20 protein-coding genes are annotated in these 21,447 nt (G+C 50.6%); 8 read left to right on the top strand and 12 right to left on the bottom strand.

Annotated features, from left to right (window positions below):
• Nucleotides 1-134 precede the first annotated feature (134 nt).
• Nucleotides 135-950 (top strand): hypothetical protein, encoded by an 816-nt coding sequence (locus tag MCJ35_RS07640; protein WP_025482180.1) that lies wholly within the window; start codon nucleotides 135-137, stop codon nucleotides 948-950.
• A gap of 246 nt (nucleotides 951-1,196) precedes the next feature.
• Here the strand turns inward: MCJ35_RS07640 and MCJ35_RS07635 are convergent, their stop codons facing one another.
• The gene (locus MCJ35_RS07635) at nucleotides 1,197-2,084 is read right to left on the bottom strand and encodes a fructose bisphosphate aldolase (protein ID WP_025482182.1); all 888 of its coding nucleotides are present in this window, start codon (nucleotides 2,082-2,084) and stop codon (nucleotides 1,197-1,199) included.
• A gap of 283 nt (nucleotides 2,085-2,367) precedes the next feature.
• Between MCJ35_RS07635 and MCJ35_RS07630 the strand changes: the two genes are divergently transcribed.
• From MCJ35_RS07630 to MCJ35_RS07610, 5 genes are all read left to right on the top strand, one after another.
• On the top strand, nucleotides 2,368-2,949 hold the full coding sequence (locus MCJ35_RS07630) for a DNA-deoxyinosine glycosylase (RefSeq protein WP_081738997.1): 582 nt from the start codon (nucleotides 2,368-2,370) through the stop codon (nucleotides 2,947-2,949).
• Nucleotides 2,950-3,605: 656 nt separating this feature from the next.
• Nucleotides 3,606-3,827 (top strand): hypothetical protein, encoded by a 222-nt coding sequence (locus MCJ35_RS07625; RefSeq protein WP_008725037.1) that lies wholly within the window; start codon nucleotides 3,606-3,608, stop codon nucleotides 3,825-3,827.
• A complete protein-coding gene (locus MCJ35_RS07620; RefSeq protein ID WP_008725036.1) occupies nucleotides 3,808-4,122 on the top strand; it encodes a YbjQ family protein in 315 nt (104 codons plus the stop codon). The genes MCJ35_RS07625 and MCJ35_RS07620 overlap by 20 nt, the downstream gene beginning before the upstream one ends.
• A 25-nt stretch (nucleotides 4,123-4,147) precedes the next feature.
• The gene (locus MCJ35_RS07615; RefSeq protein ID WP_008725034.1) at nucleotides 4,148-4,660 is read left to right on the top strand and encodes a ferritin; all 513 of its coding nucleotides are present in this window, start codon (nucleotides 4,148-4,150) and stop codon (nucleotides 4,658-4,660) included.
• The gene (locus tag MCJ35_RS07610; RefSeq protein ID WP_008725032.1) at nucleotides 4,660-4,851 is read left to right on the top strand and encodes a (2Fe-2S)-binding protein; all 192 of its coding nucleotides are present in this window, start codon (nucleotides 4,660-4,662) and stop codon (nucleotides 4,849-4,851) included. The genes MCJ35_RS07615 and MCJ35_RS07610 overlap by 1 nt, the downstream gene beginning before the upstream one ends.
• 73 nt (nucleotides 4,852-4,924) lie before the next feature.
• Here MCJ35_RS07610 and deoD read toward each other — a convergent pair whose 3' ends face one another.
• The 6 genes from deoD to MCJ35_RS07580 form a co-directional block, all read right to left on the bottom strand.
• Complete coding sequence (deoD, locus tag MCJ35_RS07605) at nucleotides 4,925-5,629, bottom strand: purine-nucleoside phosphorylase (protein WP_025482183.1); 705 nt, start codon at nucleotides 5,627-5,629, stop codon at nucleotides 4,925-4,927.
• A 1-nt stretch (nucleotide 5,630) separates the two neighbouring features.
• The gene (locus MCJ35_RS07600; RefSeq protein WP_008725027.1) at nucleotides 5,631-6,401 is read right to left on the bottom strand and encodes a GntR family transcriptional regulator; all 771 of its coding nucleotides are present in this window, start codon (nucleotides 6,399-6,401) and stop codon (nucleotides 5,631-5,633) included.
• Nucleotides 6,402-6,506: 105 nt separating this feature from the next.
• Nucleotides 6,507-7,412 carry an ABC transporter permease gene (locus tag MCJ35_RS07595; protein WP_025482184.1) on the bottom strand — a complete coding sequence of 302 codons (906 nt, stop codon included), beginning with the start codon at nucleotides 7,410-7,412 and terminating at the stop codon, nucleotides 6,507-6,509.
• 3 nt (nucleotides 7,413-7,415) lie between these two features.
• On the bottom strand, nucleotides 7,416-8,447 hold the full coding sequence (locus MCJ35_RS07590; RefSeq protein ID WP_040382357.1) for an ABC transporter permease: 1,032 nt from the start codon (nucleotides 8,445-8,447) through the stop codon (nucleotides 7,416-7,418).
• On the bottom strand, nucleotides 8,431-9,945 hold the full coding sequence (locus tag MCJ35_RS07585) for an ABC transporter ATP-binding protein (RefSeq protein ID WP_025482185.1): 1,515 nt from the start codon (nucleotides 9,943-9,945) through the stop codon (nucleotides 8,431-8,433). Before MCJ35_RS07585 ends, MCJ35_RS07590 begins: the two co-directional genes overlap by 17 nt.
• Nucleotides 9,946-9,961: 16 nt before the next feature.
• Nucleotides 9,962-11,059 carry a BMP family lipoprotein gene (locus tag MCJ35_RS07580; protein ID WP_240299432.1) on the bottom strand — a complete coding sequence of 366 codons (1,098 nt, stop codon included), beginning with the start codon at nucleotides 11,057-11,059 and terminating at the stop codon, nucleotides 9,962-9,964.
• 772 nt (nucleotides 11,060-11,831) lie between these two features.
• Here MCJ35_RS07580 and MCJ35_RS07575 point away from each other — a divergent pair.
• Nucleotides 11,832-12,761, top strand: a complete 930-nt coding sequence (locus MCJ35_RS07575) for a hypothetical protein (RefSeq protein ID WP_025482187.1) — start codon at nucleotides 11,832-11,834, stop codon at nucleotides 12,759-12,761.
• A gap of 430 nt (nucleotides 12,762-13,191) precedes the next feature.
• Nucleotides 13,192-14,109, top strand: coding sequence for a hypothetical protein (locus MCJ35_RS07570; protein WP_025482188.1), 918 nt, complete (start codon nucleotides 13,192-13,194; stop codon nucleotides 14,107-14,109).
• 298 nt (nucleotides 14,110-14,407) lie between these two features.
• Here MCJ35_RS07570 and MCJ35_RS07565 read toward each other — a convergent pair whose 3' ends face one another.
• From MCJ35_RS07565 to MCJ35_RS07545, 5 genes are all read right to left on the bottom strand, one after another.
• Complete coding sequence (locus MCJ35_RS07565; protein ID WP_025482189.1) at nucleotides 14,408-17,440, bottom strand: glycoside hydrolase family 2 TIM barrel-domain containing protein; 3,033 nt, start codon at nucleotides 17,438-17,440, stop codon at nucleotides 14,408-14,410.
• 21 nt (nucleotides 17,441-17,461) lie between these two features.
• Nucleotides 17,462-18,073 carry a sugar O-acetyltransferase gene (locus tag MCJ35_RS07560; protein WP_025482190.1) on the bottom strand — a complete coding sequence of 204 codons (612 nt, stop codon included), beginning with the start codon at nucleotides 18,071-18,073 and terminating at the stop codon, nucleotides 17,462-17,464.
• Between the two features lie 76 nt (nucleotides 18,074-18,149).
• Entirely contained in the window at nucleotides 18,150-18,983 is an 834-nt protein-coding gene (locus MCJ35_RS07555; RefSeq protein WP_008725006.1) for a carbohydrate ABC transporter permease, read from the bottom strand.
• A 2-nt stretch (nucleotides 18,984-18,985) separates the two neighbouring features.
• Entirely contained in the window at nucleotides 18,986-19,876 is an 891-nt protein-coding gene (locus tag MCJ35_RS07550; RefSeq protein WP_008725004.1) for a carbohydrate ABC transporter permease, read from the bottom strand.
• 163 nt (nucleotides 19,877-20,039) lie between these two features.
• Nucleotides 20,040-21,437, bottom strand: coding sequence for an ABC transporter substrate-binding protein (locus MCJ35_RS07545; RefSeq protein WP_025482191.1), 1,398 nt, complete (start codon nucleotides 21,435-21,437; stop codon nucleotides 20,040-20,042).
• Nucleotides 21,438-21,447: the final 10 nt, after the last annotated feature.

Below are 21,447 nucleotides of genomic sequence, written 5' to 3'. Positions count from 1 at the left end.
TTTTTCATGTTCCAGTATAGCATGAAATATTTTATGGCACAAGACAGCCTTTGCACGCAGGTGTTCTTGTGGTAACATATGAATATAAAAGGATTTGCTTCAAACAATACGTAAACACGTTCAGGGGAGGGTATATGGGATTCATTACATATTCTGATGATGAAAAAAAGATTGTGGAAAGCGGCGTTGCCGCCATAGGGGACGTACTGGAAGGAAATGACGTAAATGCCAAGGAACGGCTCCTGTTATGCCTGGATTATTATCTTGATCCATACTATAAAAACACACTGCCATACGGGAAAGAAATCACAGGACTGCTGGAGCACGTGATCATATCCAATAATCCCCTGTCCCTTAAGGAGGATGCCCTTAATCTCCTGACCAGCTACGGATATCCTCCCTTCCCCATATTGGAACAGAATCTGTCATGTATTGAGGACCAGCTGATGCCCGATGTCATGTATGCGCTTAACATGGGAAGGTCCGACGGGCTGTTATATGCCCTGCTGGATAAGTGCTGCAGCATCTTCCGGGAACTTGCAGGATATGCCAGGGGCCAGGACGCTTCGTACTACGGGGAAATGCCCCAATCGGCCATCATCCAATATTGTCAAAACCAGACCACCGAAATCGCAGGCTACCTAAAGAACAGTCCATGCTGCACCTGGAGACTGGATCATCTGCCTGATGATTCCCCACGGACCGGCAAGGAGAGCGGTCCCCTGCCTGTTGTTGTGGTCGGAAATGATGTGAAGCACCGGATAAGCCCGGTATCCGGAATGTATTATCCTGAAGCCGGATTTTGGATCAGCTTCCATCTGGACAAAGCAGAGGCATATCTGATTTACCAGATGGGTCCAAGGTTTGGCCGGTGCTTTACATATGACGTATGCTTCCATGATGGGTACAGGGCAGAACTGACCAATGAACAGGTAATCTGGGTTTCGTAGGTACAGGAACATACATCCGGACCAAATACAGGCCCCGCTGTTTCCAGCGGGGCCCACGCTCATTTACATCTATGATCCGGATATGCTGCTTCCGGCTGATTCCGCCAGATTATCCGCCGGTTCTGTCCGTCTGGTTCTATTTTTCCGGTTCTGCCTATCCGGTTCTGCCTATCCGGTTCTGCCTATCCGAATCCGTCCATCTGGTTCTGTTTATCCGGTTCTGCCTATCCGGTACATCCCCTGCCATCAGGTAATGGAAGCCTCGTAGATTTCCTTAATGGACTGGGCCAGCATGCGGTCAAACTCACCTGCTGTCTGGTCCACATTAAGGCCCTCGGACAAGGCCCTGGAAAAGCTTGCTATCAGGCCCGGGCTGCGGCTTAACCGCTCATTGGCCTCCTGCCTTGAATAGCCGCCGGACAAAGCCACCACCCGGATGACATGAGGGTCTTCCATGATATCGCTGTAGAAACCATGTTTATCCGGAATGGACAGCTTAAACATGATTCTGGTATCCTGGGGAAGCTCCGCCAGATGTTTCTTCATCTCCTCTTTCATGGTTCTCTCACACTCAGCCTTATCCGGGCTGTAGATATCAATCTCCGGCTCCAGGATGGGAACCAGGCCCGCCTGCGCAATCTTAAGGCCAATTTCAAACTGCTGGCCGATGATCTTCTTAATTCCTTCCGGGTTGGCTTTTTTAATCACGGAACGCATCTTTGTACCGAAAATATGGCGTTCCTTTGCCCTGGCAAGAAGGTCATCAAGGCCCGGTATGGGCTTCATGGGACGCACCCCGTCCTCCTCCTCTGCCAGCCCCTTATCCACTTTCAGGATAGGGATGATTCCCTTTACCTCCCACAGGTAATCGGCTGTAAGCCTGTCGTCAATCCTGCGCTCCATGGTATTCTCAAACAGGATGGCCGCCAGGATATGCTGTGATGTAAAAGAAGGGCTGGTAATGATCCTGGTCCTCATCTCATGAACCAGGTTGAACATCTCCTCATCCGTGCTGTACCTGTCCTCATTAATACCATAGTTCTTCAAGGCCTTCGGCGTGCTCCCGCCGCTCTGGTCCAATGCTGCAATAAACCCCTTGCCTTCACTCATACGTTTCAACTGGTCCTGGTTCATATGGCTACCTCTCTTTCTTATGGAAAATAAAAACAGAACAGAAAGACGCTGACCGCGCCGTCCTGTTCCGGGTTCTTTACTGTCTTATTGGCCGCGGGGCGCAGACCTAACACATCGAAAACAATCGCACTAAACAAACCTATTTATACTTACTATCATTATAGTAAAATCCACACCCCATTGTCAATAGGGGTTTCCAAAAGTTGCTAATTCCGTGAATCGTGGTACAATACTATCATGCAGATACCTGCCTGACCAGAAACACCGAAAAGGAGCATACCATATGTCTACGGAAAAGAACATCCAACCTTCACGTGAAGAAAAACCTGCTGGAACAGAACTGCTTCCCGGATATACCCGGGTCTTCCACACCCTGGAACCGGTCTATGACGGGAACTCACGGATACTGATCCTTGGCAGCTTCCCATCTGTCAGGTCTAGGCAGCGGGACTTCTACTACGGCCATCCCCAGAACCGGTTCTGGAAGCTGATGGAGCGCCTGCTAAAAGAACCCTTTCCCCCTGATTATGAATCCAGGAAGGGCATCCTGCTCTTGAGGGGCATTGCGCTTTGGGATGTGATAGAGTCCTGCGATATCAAGGGTTCCAGTGACCAGAGCATCCGCAACGTGGTTCCCATGGACTTAAACAGGATACTGAAAGCCGCCCGCATCCGCCAAATCATCACCAACGGCGGCACCGCCCATGGACTGTACATGAAATACTGCCGGGAACAGACCGGACGCGACGCAGTCAGGTGTCCTTCCACCAGCCCGGCCAACGCCGCATTCACACTGGACCGCCTGGCTGAAGCATGGGCACCGGCCCTTTTGCCGGCCCTGCATGATGGCTGGATGGAGTACTAGAGTGTGCACAAAGAACAGGTATCGATTCAGATTTCTCTTCCTCGATACCTGTCTTTTTGTTTCTTCTGCTCTCCTTACTTTGTTTTCCAGGTGTTCCATATACATATGTTGTTTTATCTTCACCTTTCATTATCAAGTTCATTTAAATGATACTTTCTCGTCATATCATTCAAATGTTCACGTTCCTTGATAACCTACTTGGTTTTCGAAAATAAATACTTCCATTGTATCTGGTTTCCTATTTAACATTTCATCAGGCAGGTTTGTTATTCACTGTTTTCACATATGATATGAAATCATATGGAAAACGATAAATCTGTTTCTGGTGGACTGTACCTCCTTGTTTTTATTTCGTTCCTTTTGTTAGTTTTAGTATACTCAATCAGGGCTGTTTTGTCAATACTTTTTCAATATATTTTTATTCTTATTAGTTTATTTGTTTTTAATTGTCTAAATAATCTGTTTTTTATGATAATATAAACAATATCACCAACATCATGTGATATCAGATACATTTTCCTATAATCTGGAAAAAGTTACATCAAAAAGTCCTGGGGACTGCCATGTTTTTCTTGCCAAAGTCCGGTAAACCAAGTATGATGGATATGAAACCGTTGTATCTGGACGCCTTACAGATGAAAGGAGGTGCATAGCCCATGCATTGGAAAAAAATCATTGCCCCGGTCGTCATAACGGTACTGCTGGTACTGTGGTTTGCATTTTACCTCTGTATCTGGACCATAGCGCCCATTCCCCTGCTGCTTAAGCTGATACTGTGTCTTATCTTCATGGGATTGATCGGCGTTTCCATTTACAACCTGGTATGCAGGATATTAGAGATAAGGAGCGGTGAAGAAGATGATCTTAGTAAATACTGATTATATTACAGGAAAGGAACTGGAGATGCTGGGCCTTGTAAAGGGAAGCACAATCCAGTCCAAGAATATCGGTAAGGATATTACCCAAAGCTTCAAGACCATTGTGGGCGGCGAGCTGAAGGCCTACAATGAAATGATGAATGAGGCGCGGGCCCTGGCTACCAAGCGCATGGTCATGGAAGCCGAGGAACTGGGCGCCGATGCAATCGTCAATATACGTTATGCGTCTTCCGCTGTCATGCAGGGAGCCGCAGAGGTAATTGCTTACGGCACGGCAGTCAGATTTATCGTTTAAACAGAAACCTAAGGAGGAAACAGACATGCTGGACAAAACAGTTGCTGAGTTATTAAACACACAGATTAACAAAGAATTCTACTCCGCTTACCTGTATCTGGATTTTGCAAATTATTATAAGGATGCGGAGCTGAATGGATTTCATAACTGGTATCAGGTACAGGCCCAGGAAGAACGGGACCATGCCATGCTGTTCATCCAATACCTGCAGAACAACGATGCCGGTGTCACATTGGAGGCCATTGATAAGCCGGACAAATCATTTGAGGATTTCAGAGGCCCTCTGGAGGCCGGGTTAGAACATGAAAGGTATGTAACCGGGCTTATCCATGTGATTTATGATGCAGCTTATTCTGTTAAGGATTTCCGTACCATGCAGTTTTTGGACTGGTTCGTAAAAGAACAGGGCGAGGAGGAGAAAAATGCCAGTGAGCTCCTAAAACGCTATGACCTGTTCGGCCACGACCCCAAGGGGCTTTATATGCTGGATTCCGAACTGGCCGCAAGGGTCTATGCCGCTCCCTCCCTGGTGCTGTAATGGGAAAGGATAAGTACATATGCCCTTGTTTTAAAGTGACAAAGGCAGATATCAAAAAAGCGATTGCGGACGGCGCCGGTTCCTTTAAGGAAGTGAAGAAGGCCACCCGTCTGGCCGCCGGGTGCGGGCATTGTAAATGCAAGGCCAGGAAGTATACAAAAAAGAGGCTGGGGAAATGTTCCGGCAAATAAAAAGACGTGGGGACAAATGCATGAATGAATGCATGGGTCCGCCCACGTCTTTTTCTTATCTATATTCCGGCAATCACCCGGCAATTTCCAGCGCGCACTGGATCATTGCATCCAGGTTCTTTTCCCGCTCTTCATTGCTCAAAGCCCTGTCATGGTGGATGCTGCTCCCCACGGTCAGCATGGCCAGGGCCCGCTTACCGGCGCGGGCGGCTGTGCAGTAAAGGGACAGGGTTTCCATTTCCTGGGCAAGGATGCCCATCTTCTCCCACTCTCCCTTTTCCCCTTTCCGGTCTTCGTAAAACACGTCCGAACTGAATACATTGCCCACCCGGAAGGGTATGCTGCTGCTGCTGGCCTGGGCCGCCGCCGCCTCTAACAGGCCAAAGTCCGCAATTGGGGCAAAGGTTCCCGGCAAATGATACTGGCCCGCAAAATTGGAATTGGTACAGCATCCCATGGCCAGGATCAGCTCCCCTATCCCCACGTCCCTGTGCACGGCCCCGGCTGTCCCGATGCGGATGATGGTATCCACGTCATATTCATGGTACAGCTCATAGGCATAGATGCCCATGGACGGGATTCCCATCCCGCTTCCCTGGACCGAAACCCGTTTTCCTTTATAATAACCTGTATAGCCGTTCATTCCCCTTACCCGGTTATAGCACACCACATCTGAGAGATATGTGTCTGCAATATATTTTGCGCGCAGGGGGTCGCCTGGCATCAGGACAGTACTTCCTATCTGCCCTGGTCTTGCTTCATTATGGAATGTCTTCATCTCACTGCTCCGATTTCTTTATTATATTCCTGTCATTCTTCCTTCGGATACTGAGTTCATGCTGGTCCGGCCCGAAAAACAGCTTCTGTGACAGCACAGGCGTGTCATATTCCGTGTAGAGCACCTCCTCTAACAAAAGCAGCGGTTCCCCTTCCTGGATGTGTAATATGTTGGCCAGACGCTCCCTGGCCTGTCCCAGGCGGATTTTCGTATCGCTGTACAGTCCGCTTGTTTCCAGCAGTTCCGTATAATAACGGTAAACCGTATCCGTGTCCTCCAGATCCACATTGCTGTTGTCCAACACCTCATGGGGCATATACACCATGGAAAACCCGGCCGGCGTATCCCCGGAATAGTAGGTGATGTCAATGACAGCCACCACGCTGGAGGGCCGCAGCTTAAGGACCTGCTGGTGCTTTTGTGTGGCTGGCTGGAAGCCGATGGTGGTCACCACCCGGTCCACCGGCTCACTGCAGAAATCCACGATGGGATTCCCAATCCGCTCCAGCCCGCTTTTACTCATATCCTGGTTGGAAAGGACGATATTGCCCTTTCCCTGGTGGTTGATGATTAAACCGTCTTCCTGCAGGAGCAGCATGGCCTGACGTAACGTACCCCTGCTGACCTGCAGCTGTTCCGCCAGGATGTTCTCTCCCGGCAGCTTGTCCCCAGCTTTGTATTTCCCATCCTTCAGCCATTGGCTGATGGTCTCATATGCAGCCACATACAGCGGTATCTTTACATTCTTTTCATTAATAACAGTATCCTTCACAGGTCCCGTGCTCCTTTCGTGCGCCTTGGCGTCAGTTCTTATACATGTCCGGCACAGCATATATCTTGTTCAACAATGCCGCGCTTCCTGTATACTAGTATAGAACTAATCCACCAGTTTGCCAAGTGCTTCCGGACCTTTTACCCGTTTTCCCACAAACAGCAGCACAATCAGGGTCACTGCATAGGGCAGCATCTGCACGAACTGGGACGGAATGGATAAATCCGTGAGATAGAACCTGGCTGCCTGGGCAATGGCAAATATCATGCCCGCGCCCATGGAGCCAAGGGGCTGCCATCCGCCGAAGATATTGGCGGCCAGGCCCATGAAGCCCCTTCCCGCCGTCATGTCCACCACGAACAGGTTGTTCTGGGATATGGACAGATAGGAACCGGCCAGGCCAGCGATGCTGCCGGCCAGTATCATGGCCGTGTAGCGGTAGCGGTTTACCGGCACCCCGGCTGTCTGGACCGCATAGGGCTGGTCGCCCATGGCCCTGTACCTGAGGCCGAATTTTGTCTTATAGAATACCACCCAGACCCCTGCCACAATCAGGAACATGGCGTAGAGGTAGGGGGACTGTTCCTTAAACAGGGCGCCTATGATGGGAATCCGGGACAGTCCCGGTATGGTCAGGTTGGGGATGGATGCCACGGATTCAGACATACCCTCTGTCTGCCAGACCGCTTTTAACATCACTGCCGTGATGCCGCTGGCAAACAGGTTGATGCCCACGCCAACCACGGACTGGTGTGCTTTCCATTTCAGGCAGAACAGGGCGTAAAACCATCCAATCAGGCCCCCAAGGATCAGGGACAGCGCCACGCCTGCCAGGGCCGAGCCGGTGACATAGGAACCCAGGACCCCTGCGAATGCGCCTACCAGCATGATTCCTTCCACACCCAGCAGTATGATTCCCCCGCGCTCCGCTATGGTGCCGCAGAGGGCGCCCAGGACAATGGGGACGGACAGCTGCAGGGTCAGGCCGATAAAATTATTGATCATTTCCATATGTCATCCTCTCTTTCTGCCCCATTTAATCAGTTCCGGGGCCGCTACTAACAGGATTACCAGGCTCTGTATGACAATTACCATGTTGGTGCTGACCATGGTTTCCCTGCTCATGCGCAGGGAGCCCATGTCCATGATTCCAAAGAGCAGGGCCGTGAGAAGCACTCCTGCGGGGTGGTTCCTGCCAAGTATGGCCACCGCGATTCCCGTGAACCCGAAGGAGGGGGAGAAGCCTTCTATGAACCTGTGATATTTTCCAAATACTTCTGTAATTCCGGCCATGGCCGCAATGCCGCCGCTGAGTGTCATGGACATGATAAGGAACAGGTTCACCCGGATGCCCGCTGTCCCTGCAGCAGATGGATTGGCCCCCACGGCGCGGAGCTGGTATCCCACCGATGTCTTCCACAGGAAAATGTACATGGCCACAGCGATGAAGATTAACAGGAACAGGGCATATGTCAGCTGGGTCCTTGGAAGCAGCTTGCCAAACCAGATTCCCTCTGCAATCAGTTCTGTCTGGGCCGTGGAACCTTCTGTCTTAAAGGGACCATTGACCAGGTAGGATGTGAACAGGGTACAGATATAGTTGAGCATGATGGCCACGATTACCTCGTTGGTACTGAACCTGGCCTTGAAAATGCCTGGCACGCTTCCCACCGCCATCCCCGCAAGGATTCCTGCCAGGATGCTGACAACCAGCAGTATGGGGGCAGGAAGGAAGTTAAGGGTCAGGGCTGTTATGACACTTGCCATGGCCCCGGCGTGAAGCTGTCCCTCTGCTCCTATGTTTAACATGCCGCACCGGGAGCCCATGGCCACTGCCAGGCCGGTAAATGCCAGGGGAATGCTTTTACTGATTGTGTTGGCAATGGACTGGGGCGTTCCCAGCGCGCCCTGTATCAGGGAGGCATAGGCCCTGATGGGTGACTCCCCTGCCAGAAGGATGAACAGGGCTCCGATTAAAAGCGCCAGCCCAATGGCTGCCAGGGATTTGCCTATCTCTGCGGTCTTCTTGTTACATATCCACTTCATGAGCATTTACCTCCTGCTTCTTTCCTGCCATGAACAGGCCGATTTCTTCCTTTGTATATTCCCCATTGGTAAACTGGGCGCTGGCCTCCCCTTCGTAAAACACGGCGATGCGGTCGCTGAGGTTCATGATTTCCGACAGTTCCGCCGATATCAGAAGGATGGCCTTGCCCTGGTCCTTTAGCTCAAGCAGGGTCTTATGTACCTTTTCAATGGCTCCGATGTCCAGTCCCCGCACGGGCTGGGCCACCAGTACCAGACCTGGGTCATGGCTGATTTCCCTGCCGAGGATTACCTTCTGCTGGTTACCCCCTGACAGCTGGCCGATTTCCTGGTCCACACCAGCGATTTTTATCTCAAATGCCTCCACCTGCTTCCCGGCGTCCTGTTTCAGCTTATCATAGTCAATAAAGCCCTTTTTGCAGTACTGAGGATTTTTCTGGTAACCCAGAAGGAAATTCTCAGTGATGGAAAAGCTGGAAATCATGGCATTCTTGTGTCGGTCGGACGGTATATAGCCAAGGCCCATGGCCTTCCTGTCCTTTACAGGCATGGTATGGATGGGGGTCCCGTTCAAAAGGATGCTTCCCTCTGTCACCTTGCGGTTACCCACTATCATTTCCTCCAGTTCCTGCTGTCCGTTGCCGTCCACGCCCGCAATGCCAAGTATCTCCCCTGCATGCACGGTCAGGCTCACTGTATTCCCGGCCCGTTCATGAAGACGGACATCCCTGATTTCCAGGACCACGGGGCCGGCCTTTCCTCTTCCCGCCACCACGGATTCCACCTGCCTGCCCACCATCTGTGTGGCCAGTTCCTTCTCGTTGGTGTCTGCGGTGTCACAGCAGAATACCACTTTACCTTTGCGGATAACGGTTATCCGGTCGGACAGGGACATGGTCTCGTTAAGCTTGTGGGTGATGAATACGATGGTCTTGCCGTTCTCCTTGAGCTGACGCAGGATTTTAAATAATTCATCTACCTCCTGGGGTGTCAGCACGGCGGTGGGTTCGTCCAGGATAATGATATCCGCTCCCCTGTACAGGGTTTTCAGTATCTCCACCCTCTGCTTCATGCCCACGGAGAGATTCACCACTTTCTCATCCAGATCAATCCGGAAGCCGAACCGCTCCACCAGTTCCTCCACCCGTCTGCGGCTCTCTTTCCTGTCCAGTAAGAAACCTCCGGATTCCTTGCCCAGGATAATGTTCTCCAGGACCGTCAGCTGGTTTACCAGCATGAAATGCTGGTGCACCATGCCGATTCCCAGTCCATAGGCATCATTGGGATTGGCAATGGATGCCTTTTTTCCATTAATATGGATCTCTCCTGCGTCCGGATGATACAGCCCGAAAAGGATATTCATCAGGGTGCTTTTACCGGTTCCGTTCTCTCCCAGAAGACAGTGGATCTCCTGGTGTTTAACAGTAAAGTCAATGCCGTCGTTGGCGCGTACCGGCCCGAAACATTTTACAATGCCAACCATTTTGATTGCGTCCATACCTGCCTCCTGTCTCCTAGTTCAGTTCAGATGGTATCTCTATCTCCCCTGCAATTACTTTCTGTTTCAGTTCCTCCAGCTGTGCCAGCATATCATCCGTAACCTTGATATTGCTGTTTTCCACGGTCACGTCCACTCCGCCGTCACTTAAGCCTAACATCTGGTTCTCCCCTGTATAGGTTCCCTCCACAACACTGGCAATGGCATGGTATGCGCAGGAATCCAGCTTTTTAAGCATGCTTGCCATGATATAGTCCGGTGCAATGCTGTTCTGGTTCAGGTTCACGCCAATGGCCACAAAGCCCTTTTCCTCTGCTGCCTGGAACATGCCCATGCCGGAGGCCCCTGCGGCGTGGAAAATCACATCAGCACCTTTTTCCACAAAGGTATTGGCAATGGTCTTGGCCGTGGTGGGATCATTAAAACCGCCTGCATAGTCAATCAGCACATTCATCTCCGGCTCTATGTACCTGGCTCCGGCCTGATAGCCTGCTGCAAACCGGTTGATAAGGGGATTGTCCACGCCGCCGATGAAACCGATGGTCCTGCCGTCCCCCAGCTTACTGTCAATGGCTTCCTGCTTGGCCAAGGCTGCCAGGGCGCCTGCCAGGAACGCGCCCTCCTGCTCCTTACAGGAATAGGACGCCACATTGGACAGGTCGGAATCAGCGTCCAGAAGCGCAAAACGCTGTTCCGGGTAAGTGGCTGCCACGTTGGTAAGGGCGTCCACCTGTTCCGCGCCAACACAGATGATTAAATCATAGTCACCGGAGGATGCCATCTCGTCCTGGATGATTTCCTCATCCGACACGGACTTTGGCTCCACCTCATCATATGTAATCCCAAAATCCTTGGCCGCCTTCTTCACGCCTTCCAGGGCCAGGTCGTTGAAGGAATTCCCCCCAAGCCCTGCTTCCGTGAAAATGATTCCCACATGGACCGCGCCTTCTGCTGTTTCCCCTGCCGCCTCTCCTGCTGTTCCTGATTCCTGTCCTGACTGTCCTGCCTTCTGTCCTGCGCTGCCTGCGGATGCAGAACCGCATCCCATGATTGCGGTGCCCGCCACACTGGCTGCTGCCATGAATGCTGCTAATTTTTTCATTGTTTTCTTCATTTACTTCCCCTCCGTTTTTATACTTGTTATAATACTTTTTGTATATGTGTGTAAACTTGTTTTACAAGTTATTTAAAATGTATCACCAATACTGTACTTTGTAAATCATTATTTTCATCATCCATTCCATTTCGTTAAAACCTCACGAAAACCGGAGGGGGATTTTGTGCATTTTTACAATGTATCTATCCTTTTTTGCATGTTTGAAGATTTAAGGCATGTTTGAAAATTGCTTTATGTCAGCTGTATATCCTGCGTTGCCCTAACAGGGCACCTTGGGTGGATTCCTTAGATTGGATAGCGGGAATGGATTCTGGGATTGGATATTAGGACTGGATATTAGGACTGGATATTGGAAATGGATTCTCAAACATGACCTACGGCAAGGTAAAAGTTCATTGGGTGGAAGGAAATGATTTAAAGGAATTTTTTTTAGAGGAATTTTTTTGGTTTTTAATTTATAGGTTTTTAATTTATATTTCAAAAGTATCTTGTTTTGGCATCTTAATGGCGCTATACTCTATTCATCCGGACATCAGCAGGCTTATCAGGAGGCTATTCCAATTACACATATCTCATTATGATCCAATCATTCTGATAGTAAGTTTCAAATTATTTCCAACTATATTTTCCCAAAAAGCAAAACATTCAATATCCATCTTAATTATCAACGGTATGAAGCTGCCCTTATTGAATAAGGGTATTGTCCGGCATTTCAAAAGAAGTTATAATAGGAGTAGCTTACCTATGGCCTACCGGTAAAGGAGGCTGTATGGAACAAAGCAACGTATCTTACAAACCCCGGGATGTCTTAGACGCCCCCAGCCAGATTGAGGACAAAGTACTGAAAACAGCAGCCATGTTCTTCGGGCAGGAACTGCTCCCTTATCTCGGAATCAAAGGTCACATGACTGCAATCGCCCCCACGGAACAGGTCCACCTGGATGTGCGCAGGATGGAGGAGGATTTTAATTTCATCATGGAGGATGGGGTATTACGGCATCTGGAATTTGAAAGCGACCCGATTACTGAAAAGGATTTAAGACGTTTCCGGGAATACGAGGCATTCTTAAGCCTGACATCCGGCCGCCAGGTCATCACCACTGTCCTTTGCAGCGCCGATGTCAGGAATCCTAAAACAAGCTTAAATTGTGGGATTAACGTATACCGGATAGAATTGGTCCGGATTAAGGATGATGATGCAGACCGTGTATTCAATGACCTGGAAATGAAGATGGGGCAGGGAGGACGCCTCACCAGAAGCGACCTGTTCCCCCTGCTGCTGGCGCCGCTTATGTCCGGTAACATGGATATATGCGGACGCATCTGCCGGGGAATGGATATCCTGCGCTTGGCACAGGTTGATGCGGATAAAGATGATATCCGGCATATGGAAGCCGTGCTCTACGCATTGGCAATTAAGTTCCTGAATAAAACAGATTTGGCAAAGGTAAAGGAGATGATGGGTATGACACTACTTGGACAGATGCTTATGGAAGATGGGATTAAGAAAGGGCTCAAAAAGGGAGAAATGATTAAGCTGATTTCCCAGGTCATGAAAAAAGCTAAAAAGGGATTATCCCCAGAAGAAACAGCAGAAATACTTGAAGAGGAACCGATGGTCATCAGCCGGATTTATCATGCGGTTAAGGAATATCCGGATATGGATGAGGATGGGATTTACAGACAGTTGTATAATTAACCATAGGCTGACGGTCAGGGTGGCGACGGGGAAATAAGGCCCATCCAGAGAATATTTATATCAATGCACAGGATGCCAAAGAGTATGGTTTGCCGGGCTTTCCGTGAATTTTTCACTTCCCAGCATTCCTTTTCTCACAGATATCTTGATAATTTCCCCTGACCCGGTTTATACTTTAATAGCCGGACATGAACAGGCACATCAGGAAGCTATTCCAAATAACATATCATTTCATCTTTTATGATTCTGATAGTAAGTTTCAGTTTATCTTACTTTATAAATTCCAGAGTTTAGAAAATCACAATCTACATATTCATTTTAATTCACCAACGGTAAAAACGACTCTTAGTTAATAAGGGTATTGTCCGGCATTTCAAAAGAAGTTATAATAGGAGTAGCTTACCTATGGCCTACCGGTAAAGGAGGCTGTATGGAACAAAGCAACGTATCTTACAAACCACGGGATGTCTTAAACGCCCCCAGCCAGATTGAGGACAAGGTCCTGAAAACAGCAGCCATGTTCTTTGGACAGGAACTGCTCCCCTACCTTGGGGTTAAGGGCCGCATGACTGCAATCGCCCCCACGGAACAGGTCCATCTGGATGTACGCAGGATGGAGGAGGATTTTAATTTCATAATGGATGACGGGGTATTACGGCATTTGGAATTTGAAAGCGACCCGATTACTGAAAAGGATTTAAGACGTTTCCGGGAATACGAGGCATTCTTAAGCCTGACATCCGGCCGCCAGGTCATCACCACTGTCCTTTGCAGTGCCGATGTCAGGAATCCTAAAACAAGCTTAAATTGTGGGATTAACGTATACCGGATAGAATTGGTCCGGATTAAGGATGATGATGCAGACCGTGTCTTCAATGACCTGGAAATGAAGATGGAACAGGGAGGACGCCTCACCAGAAGCGACCTGTTCCCCCTGCTCCTGGCGCCTCTTATGTCCGGCAACATGGATATATGCGGACGCATCTGCCGGGGAATGGATATCCTGCGCATGGCACAGGTTGATGCGGATAAAGATGATATCCGGCATATGGAAGCCGTGCTTTACGCATTGGCAATTAAGTTCCTGAATAAAACAGATTTGGAAAAGGTAAAGGAGATGATGGGTATGACGCTACTTGGACAGATGCTTATGGAAGACGGACTTAAAAAGGGGGAAATGATTAAACTGATTTCCCTGGTCATGAAAAAATCCAAAAAGGGATTATCACCGGAAGAAACAGCCGAAGTCCTTGAAGAGGACCTAACCGTAATCAGCCGGATTTATAATGCGGTTAAAGAGCATCCTGATATGGATGAAGACGGGATTTACAGACAGCTGCATAATTAACTATAGTCTAATGGTCAGGATGGTGAAACAGGGAATAATATCTCCCCTGGAGATGTCACGGTTAATCTAATGAATGCCAGAGGTACCCCTTGCCGGGGTGTCCATGCCCCTTCACTTCCCGGCATACCTTCTCCCACAGATAGATTCCGGCCAGCTCAATCAACGTCCATCTACAAAAAACATGATGATTTAAAAAAAGGCAATCCTGGGCGGAGTACTATCCGTACCAGGATTGCCTGCATCCGTAAATACTATAAAATCTTTATTACCAGGGACGTACTTAGATGGGACTGAAATCTTAAACAATCCCTGATACCGTCCCCCGTATCACAAACCCAAATTCGATATCCTCATCCGACGGAACGTGGTATTCCTCCTCCACATCCGACCCCCAGCTGTCAATCCCTCCCACGCCCCGCATGGCGCCCAGCACCGATACCACGGTCCTGCGCGGTACCGGAAGTTCTTCCCTGTGAAGGGCATTTTCCAGTACATGAGGAGTATAGGGGATTGCGGAAAAATGAAAGGGCTTGTCTTCCATGGCTATCTCAAGACAGCGTTTAAGGCCGTCCTCAGGCGCTTGAAGCCGCAACCACTGTGTATCCACATGGCAGCCATATTCCTGCGGCACCAGATAATCCGGTTTTTCAACCTGGCTTTCCCATATCCCCCATGCACCGCCCTTTTTCCTGTCAGGGTAAGTCTCTCCCCGGCGCCCTTTCCACTGTACATTCCCCGCCACAAAGGGTACGGAAAAGCGCAGGCCGAATAACGGCAGCTGGGGCAGTCCATCCTGCCCGTGATAATGGCAGTGCACCCGGATTGTCCCGGCAGCGTCAACGGTATAGCTGACGCTCACCTGGGCCGCCGGTACCGTGCTGGCAGCGTACTCATAGGTAATACGCACCTGGTCAGGGCTTTCCTGGACATGCCATCCCGTGCATCTGATAAACTGGTCAGCGCCGCACCAGACAGCGCTCCTGACAGCAAACCCATTCCCCTTGTCATTCTCCGTGGATGCCCTCCAGAAGGCAGGCATTGCAGGACGGTAAACCCACTCCAGGCCATCATACACCAGTGACACCATGCCATGCTCCGAGTAGGAGAAAATCACATGAAACCCGTCACCCTTTACTCCCAGTGTAACATCCCCGTGAATGACGGTAAGACGCTTATGCCCTGTCCCTATGCTACTTTTCGTCACCTCACCGGTTCCTTCCCCTGCAACTATTACCGGCCTTCCTTCAACACCTGGCTCTATATTGCCTTCCGGCCTTCCACCAACTCCTGCCTCTGTACTGCTCCCCGGCCTTCCTTCAACACCTGGCTCTGTACTGCCACCCGGCCTTCCGCCATCCCCCGCCTCTGCGTCCCGGCCCTCCCGGTCAAACCGTTCCCGCTCTTCTTTTGTGCTGTACCAGTAGCGTACCTCCTGCATGGCAGGCTTTTCCCTTCTGTCCGCAAAAACAATCCCGTTTCCGCTGAAGGCGTAATCCGTGGGTCTGTCCCCAAAGTCCCCGCCATATCCCAGGACTTCCGTTCCATCTACATCCTTCCTGTAGATGGCCTGGTCAATATAATCCCAGATGAACCCGCCCTGATACATGGGGAATTCATCCGCCAGCCGGATATAGCTCTCCATGCCGCCAATGGAATTGCCCATGTCGTGCATGTACTCGCACAGAAGATACGGTTTCTGGGGATTGTCCTCCAGGTATGCCCGTACCTCTTTGGGAGGCGCATACATACGGCTCTCCACATCGCTGATTTCATTAAACTTCCGGTTCCAGTACACCCCTTCATAATGAACCGCCCTGGACGGGTCCTTTTCGTGGAAATACCGGCTCATGGCCAGGATACAGGTTCCTGCATAGGATTCATTTCCGCAGGACCACCACAGGATGCTGGGATGGTTCTTGTCCCGCTCCAGCATGGACGCTGCCCGGTCCACCACACAGGCCTCCCACTCCGGCAGGCTGCCCGGAACATTCCAGGAGGGTTCACTTTTTCCCATTTTCTGCCAGGAACCGTGGCTTTCCAGGTTTGCCTCATCCATGACATAGATGCCGTTTTGATCGCAGAGACTGTACCAAAGGCTTTGGTTGGGGTAGTGGCAGGTGCGAACCGCATTGATGTTGTTGCGCTTCAGGATTTCGATATCACGGCGCATATCCTCCTGTGTGACGGCACGTCCCCTTTTTGGGTTCCACTCATGGCGGTTCACGCCATTAATCATGATGCGTTCACCGTTGATGAGCATGATTTTATCCTTGATTTCAAAACGGCGGAACCCGGTTTTCAGAGGGACCACCTCGATAACCTCCCCACTATCCCACTTAAGGCTTATATATAGCTGGTACATATATGGGTCTTTGGATGACCATGTCCGGACGCCGGGGATTTCCTCCTCCGCCAGCATCAGATACCTGCCATCCTTCATACTGTCCGGACCTGCATCATCCCCGCCAGTCCTGCCTGACACGGCCACAGTTCCGTCCTGTCCGCACAGCCTCCACTCAGCCGTGACACCGCTTCCATCCAGGCTGTCAATCCATCTGGTTTCCTGTCCCCCTCCGCCATCTTCAGCAGAAGAGACCCTGATGCCCAGGGCAAATGTACCGGTCCTGTAATCCTCCTTAAGACCTGCCCGTACCCATACATCCTCCACATGGAACATGGGTTTCGCATACAGGTACACACTCCGGAAAATGCCGGAGAACCGGAAGAAATCCTGGTCCTCCAGCCAGGCCGCCGAGCTGCGCTTATACACCTCCACACAGAGGCGGTTCCCTGTCTCCCGTATCATCGGGGTCAGGTCAAAATCCGAAGGCGTGAACGAGTCTTCCCCATAGCCCACAAACTGTCCGTTCAGCCATACATAAAACGCCTGTTCCACGCCCTGGAAGGAGATGCACACACGCTTTCCCCTTAACCCCTCCTCCAGGTCAAACTCCTTTACATAGCTTCCCACCGGGTCATGGTCCCAGTCAATATGGGGCGGGCGCATCTCTACATGGCCTTCCCATGGATACATGGTATTGATGTAGTGGATCCTGTCATAGCCCTGCAGTTCCATGTGCCCCGGTACCTCTATGGTATCCCAGCCGCTGTCATCAAACCCTTCATCAAAAAATCCGGCGGGCCGGTCATCCGGCCGCCTGCTCCAGGCAAATCCCCATTCCCCGTCCAGGCTCTGGATGAGCGGGCTTTCCCCAGCCTCCGCCTGTGCCTCTGTTTCGTAGAATCCATGGTCTGAATGTGCATCCAACCGGTTCACCTGGAATACCTGGGGATCCTCCAGCCATCCAATATCTGCTTTCCTATGTTTCATTCCAAATCCTCCTGGTTCCAATCAGATATCAATCTCCCGCTCTTTATAATAAAACTTCCTGTCCCGCTCCCCGATTTCCCTGAGGACCCGGCAGGGGTTCCCCACAGCCACCACATTGGCTGGGATGTCCCTGGTTACAACGCTTCCCGCTCCGATGACTGAATTGTCCCCAATGGTCACTCCTGGCAGGATGACTGCCCCTGCCCCGACCCACACGTTCTCCCCGATACGCACCGGAATGTTATACTGGATTGCCTGCCTGCGAAGCCCCGGCTCCACAGGATGTCCGGCCGTGGCAATTGTCACATTCGGTCCGAACATGCAGTGCGGCCCGATGTGGATTTCAGCGTCATCCACCAGGGTCAGGTTAAAATTCGCATAGACAAAATCCCCCATGAACACATGCTTTCCTCCCCAGTTACAGTGCAGGGGCGGTTCAATGTAACAGTCCTGCCCCACAGAACCCAGCATTTTCTCCAGGAGGATCCTGCGCTTTTCCCCCTCACCCGGTCTGGTGGCATTGTAATCATAGAGCAGTTCCATATACTGTTCCTGCTCTTTCAAGATCTGCGTATCTCCCGGATAATACAGCCTTCCCTCTTCCATCCTCTTTCTTGTCCCATCCTGACCCATAGGCCCTTTCCTCCCTGTCCGCCATGTATTAAGAAATGTCTGCCACATGCACTGCGCGCCATTCTTTCATGCAATTTTACTCCTTAACCGCCCCGGCCGCAATGCCTGCAAGGATATATCTTTGGAAAAATAAGTATATGCATATGGTTGGCAGCATGACAATGATGATCCCGGCCGCCAGCTGCTGCCAGGACCCCCTCTGGGCATTGGCATAATCCATCAGGAAGGTGGTCAGGGTGCGCAGCTTGTTCTTAGGCATATACAGATATGGGATGTACATGTCATTGATGATGTTAATGGCCTTGATGATTACCACCGTGGCCGTGGCCGGCGCCAGAAGCGGGAATATGATTCTGGTAAACAGGCCAAAGTACCCGCAGCCGTCCAACAGTGCGCTTTCATCCAGGGACACGGGCAGGGTGGATATGAACTGCCTGTATATGTACAGCTGCATCAGGTCGGATGCCACATAAATCACAATCGGGGCGCCCAAGGTATTGTAAAGATGGAGCCCCTGTATGACCTTAAAACGTGCAATCTCAGTGACAAAGCTGGGAATCAGCATCCCTACAAAGAACAGTCCCACAATGAATCCCTTAAACCGGAAATTAAACCGTTCAATGATGAAAGCCGTGATGGTGCCGAACATCACATTGAAGAAAATACTAACCGCCAGTATGATGCCTGTGTTCTTAAATCCCACCAGAAGGTATTTGTTGCCCAGCACCTTCTGGAAATTATCCAGTGTGAACCGGCTCTTTGGCGGCAGGAGCAGCGGGGATATCCTTACCATGTCGGCCTTGGTCTTAAAGGAGGCAAATAACACCAGTATGATGGGTGCCAGCACAATGGCCACCATGGCCAGGCAGATAAGCTGCTTCAGGATCTGGGTTGTTGTACGTTTTACCATAATCACTTATCTCCTTTCAATACAATGCCATGGATGATCTTGTTCTGAATCAGGTAAATCACCACGATCATGACCATGATGGCCACTGCCATGGTTGATGCAAGGCCAAAATTACTGTAGGTAAATGCCGTCTCAATGGTATACAGGGTAAAGGTGGAGGACGCGTAGCCAGGCCCGCCCGAGGTCATGACAAACGGGATGTCGAACACCTGGAGCGCACCCCTGATGTTGTCAAACAGTACAAAATCAACCATCAGCATGATGGCCGGGATCTGGATGAACTTAAACATCTGCCATGCATTGGCCCCGTCCACCCTTGCCGCCTCCTGCACATCCTGGGGCAGGGACTGAAGGGCGGCCATGAACAGGATGACATGGTAACCGGAGAACCTCCACAGGGACACAAAGGCCAGCACGAAGTTTACGATTTTGGGGTCGGACAGCCAGTTCTGGGACAGCATCCCCATGTGCAGCGCTTTTAAAATCGCATCAAACGCACCGTTAACCGGTGAAAAGAAATAGGAAAAGGCGTAAGAAATCGCAACGCCGTTGATGATATAAGGCATGAACACCAGGGTCTTATAAAACTTGGCGGCCCTGAGCCTGGAGGTGAGCAGCACCGCAAAGGCCAGCTCCACAGGAATCATGCACAGGTGGACCACGAAATAAACCGCATTGTTTTTAAGGGACTGCCACAGGTCCGCATTCCTGAACATGGATATATAGTTATCCAGCCAGATGAATTTACTGGAAGGCGACATTCCGTCCCAGTCGGTAAAGCTCATCCGCATTAAATCAAAGGCCGGGAGCACCACGAAACAGATCAGCAGCAGGGTGGGGATGATTAGGGACAGTATGATAAAATTCCTCTTTTTCCTTTCAAGGGAACTCATTGTATTTTCCTCCTTGTCATGAGCACATAGTGGATGGATCTCCATAAAAAAGGATACAGCAAAAATGATTCAGGGTTCGGTTCCTGTTCCTTTTGCTGCATCCGTTACTGTCATGTAGCAGGGCCTGCCTGCCCGGCTAAGCTATATCTGAAAATCCCTGCCCTTACTGGATTCCCAGCTTCTGCCTTGCAGCCACCCACTTGGTATTGAGTTCATCCAGCCTTGCATCAAGGTCAAATCCCTTGGTAAACATCTCTGCCCCCAGCTTCTTATAATCAAAGGCAGTCTCATTCTGGATGGCCTGGAAATCATCTCCTCCTCCATCATACATGACCAGCTCCATATCCGGCTGCGCATTGTCCGCCTCTGCCAGAATCGGGTCTTTTTCTTTGGGGAAATTGGTCATGGATGAAGCGCTTGTCACATAATTTATGTAGCCTGGATACCATGCGTCACTGTAAAACCATTCCACGAACGCCTTGGCAAGTTCAGGATTCTTGCTGTGGGTGGTAACGCCCATGAAGGAATCGCCCTGTACGATTACCCGGAAGGGGTCGCTCTCCGAATCCCTTACAGGAAGGTAGAAGGTCCCAAGCTGTGAGTAATCATCCGTACCGTTCTGGATATTCTGAAGGCCCCAGTCTCCTAACGCGGTGATGGCAGCCTGTTTCTGTGCAAACAGGGAGGTGGCCTGGTCGCTGCCAAGCCCCAGCGGGTCTTTTCCGAACACGCCGGAGGTAAACAGGTCATTTACCTTGTGGTATGCCTTGGAAATATCAGTGCCGTCCGCAAATGGCGCGTCTGTCCCCGCCATGTCATTCCAGTTCTGCCCATTGCCGTTTTCCAGGGCAGGCATGAATTCCATGAACGGATAATCCGGCCACTCTTCCTTTGCGCCCAGGGCAATGGCCATGAAGTCCGGGTTGTCCTTGCCGTAGTAGTCCTGAAGCGTCTTTGAAACCTCCTTTAACTGTTCCCAGGTAGTAGGCACCTTGACACCGGCTTCCTCAAACATATCCTTCCAGTAGTATACATATTCATAACCAGCTGTCATGGGCACGCCAAGGACTTTTCCATCCAGGGCATATCCTGCCGCCAGTTCATTATTCTTCGTTGCTTCCAGATCAGAAAGGTCTGTCAGGTAATCCTTAAAGCGGGACAGGGTAAATGCCTTATTAAACATCACATCCGGCAGCTGGTTAGCGCTTGCGCGCATCTTCATGGCATTCCAGTATTCAGAGTCATCCTTAATCTTCTCCACCTCAATGCTGGCATTAGGGTAGCTTTCCTGGAACCTGGCCTCCATGTCATTGGCGTCAATGTAATCCATCAGGTTATTATCCCAGATAGCAAAAACCAGGTCGCCGCTCAGTTCCTCATTCACCTCTGCCTTGGCTGCCTCCGTGGCGCCTGCCTCTGCCTGGGTCCCATCGGATGGCTGGGCCTGTGTTCCTGCCTTGGTTGTCTGTGCCGTACCTGCCCCATCCTCCGGGGCACACCCGTACAGGGACCCTGCTGCCAGTGCCGCACACATGGTAAACGCCAGTAATCTCTTTCTCATAATAAAACCT

The organism is Enterocloster sp. OA13 (assembly GCF_022440595.1).
GTDB lineage: Bacteria > Bacillota > Clostridia > Lachnospirales > Lachnospiraceae > Enterocloster > Enterocloster hominis.
Note: the sequence above shows the minus strand (reverse complement) of the source record. Positions and strands in the feature narration are given on the sequence as shown.

Excerpts from the sequence above, each read along its gene's own strand:
- MCJ35_RS07625 (WP_008725037.1), top strand. The coding sequence starts at position 3,606 with ATGCATTGGAAAAAAATCATTGCCCCGGTCGTCATAACGGTACTGCTG.
- MCJ35_RS07585 (WP_025482185.1), bottom strand. The coding sequence starts at position 9,945 with ATGGACGCAATCAAAATGGTTGGCATTGTAAAATGTTTCGGGCCGGTA.
- MCJ35_RS07545 (WP_025482191.1), bottom strand. The coding sequence starts at position 21,437 with ATGAGAAAGAGATTACTGGCGTTTACCATGTGTGCGGCACTGGCAGCA.
- MCJ35_RS07590 (WP_040382357.1), bottom strand. The coding sequence starts at position 8,447 with ATGAAGTGGATATGTAACAAGAAGACCGCAGAGATAGGCAAATCCCTG.
- MCJ35_RS07560 (WP_025482190.1), bottom strand. The coding sequence starts at position 18,073 with ATGGGTCAGGATGGGACAAGAAAGAGGATGGAAGAGGGAAGGCTGTAT.
- MCJ35_RS07620 (WP_008725036.1), top strand. The coding sequence starts at position 3,808 with ATGATCTTAGTAAATACTGATTATATTACAGGAAAGGAACTGGAGATG.
- MCJ35_RS07555 (WP_008725006.1), bottom strand. The coding sequence starts at position 18,983 with ATGGTAAAACGTACAACAACCCAGATCCTGAAGCAGCTTATCTGCCTG.
- MCJ35_RS07565 (WP_025482189.1), bottom strand. The coding sequence starts at position 17,440 with ATGAAACATAGGAAAGCAGATATTGGATGGCTGGAGGATCCCCAGGTA.
- MCJ35_RS07615 (WP_008725034.1), top strand. The coding sequence starts at position 4,148 with ATGCTGGACAAAACAGTTGCTGAGTTATTAAACACACAGATTAACAAA.
- MCJ35_RS07580 (WP_240299432.1), bottom strand. The coding sequence starts at position 11,059 with ATGAAGAAAACAATGAAAAAATTAGCAGCATTCATGGCAGCAGCCAGT.
- MCJ35_RS07595 (WP_025482184.1), bottom strand. The coding sequence starts at position 7,412 with ATGGAAATGATCAATAATTTTATCGGCCTGACCCTGCAGCTGTCCGTC.
- MCJ35_RS07640 (WP_025482180.1), top strand. The coding sequence starts at position 135 with ATGGGATTCATTACATATTCTGATGATGAAAAAAAGATTGTGGAAAGC.
- MCJ35_RS07610 (WP_008725032.1), top strand. The coding sequence starts at position 4,660 with ATGGGAAAGGATAAGTACATATGCCCTTGTTTTAAAGTGACAAAGGCA.
- MCJ35_RS07575 (WP_025482187.1), top strand. The coding sequence starts at position 11,832 with ATGGAACAAAGCAACGTATCTTACAAACCCCGGGATGTCTTAGACGCC.
- MCJ35_RS07635 (WP_025482182.1), bottom strand. The coding sequence starts at position 2,084 with ATGAACCAGGACCAGTTGAAACGTATGAGTGAAGGCAAGGGGTTTATT.
- MCJ35_RS07570 (WP_025482188.1), top strand. The coding sequence starts at position 13,192 with ATGGAACAAAGCAACGTATCTTACAAACCACGGGATGTCTTAAACGCC.
- MCJ35_RS07630 (WP_081738997.1), top strand. The coding sequence starts at position 2,368 with ATGTCTACGGAAAAGAACATCCAACCTTCACGTGAAGAAAAACCTGCT.
- deoD (WP_025482183.1), bottom strand. The coding sequence starts at position 5,629 with ATGAAGACATTCCATAATGAAGCAAGACCAGGGCAGATAGGAAGTACT.
- MCJ35_RS07550 (WP_008725004.1), bottom strand. The coding sequence starts at position 19,876 with ATGAGTTCCCTTGAAAGGAAAAAGAGGAATTTTATCATACTGTCCCTA.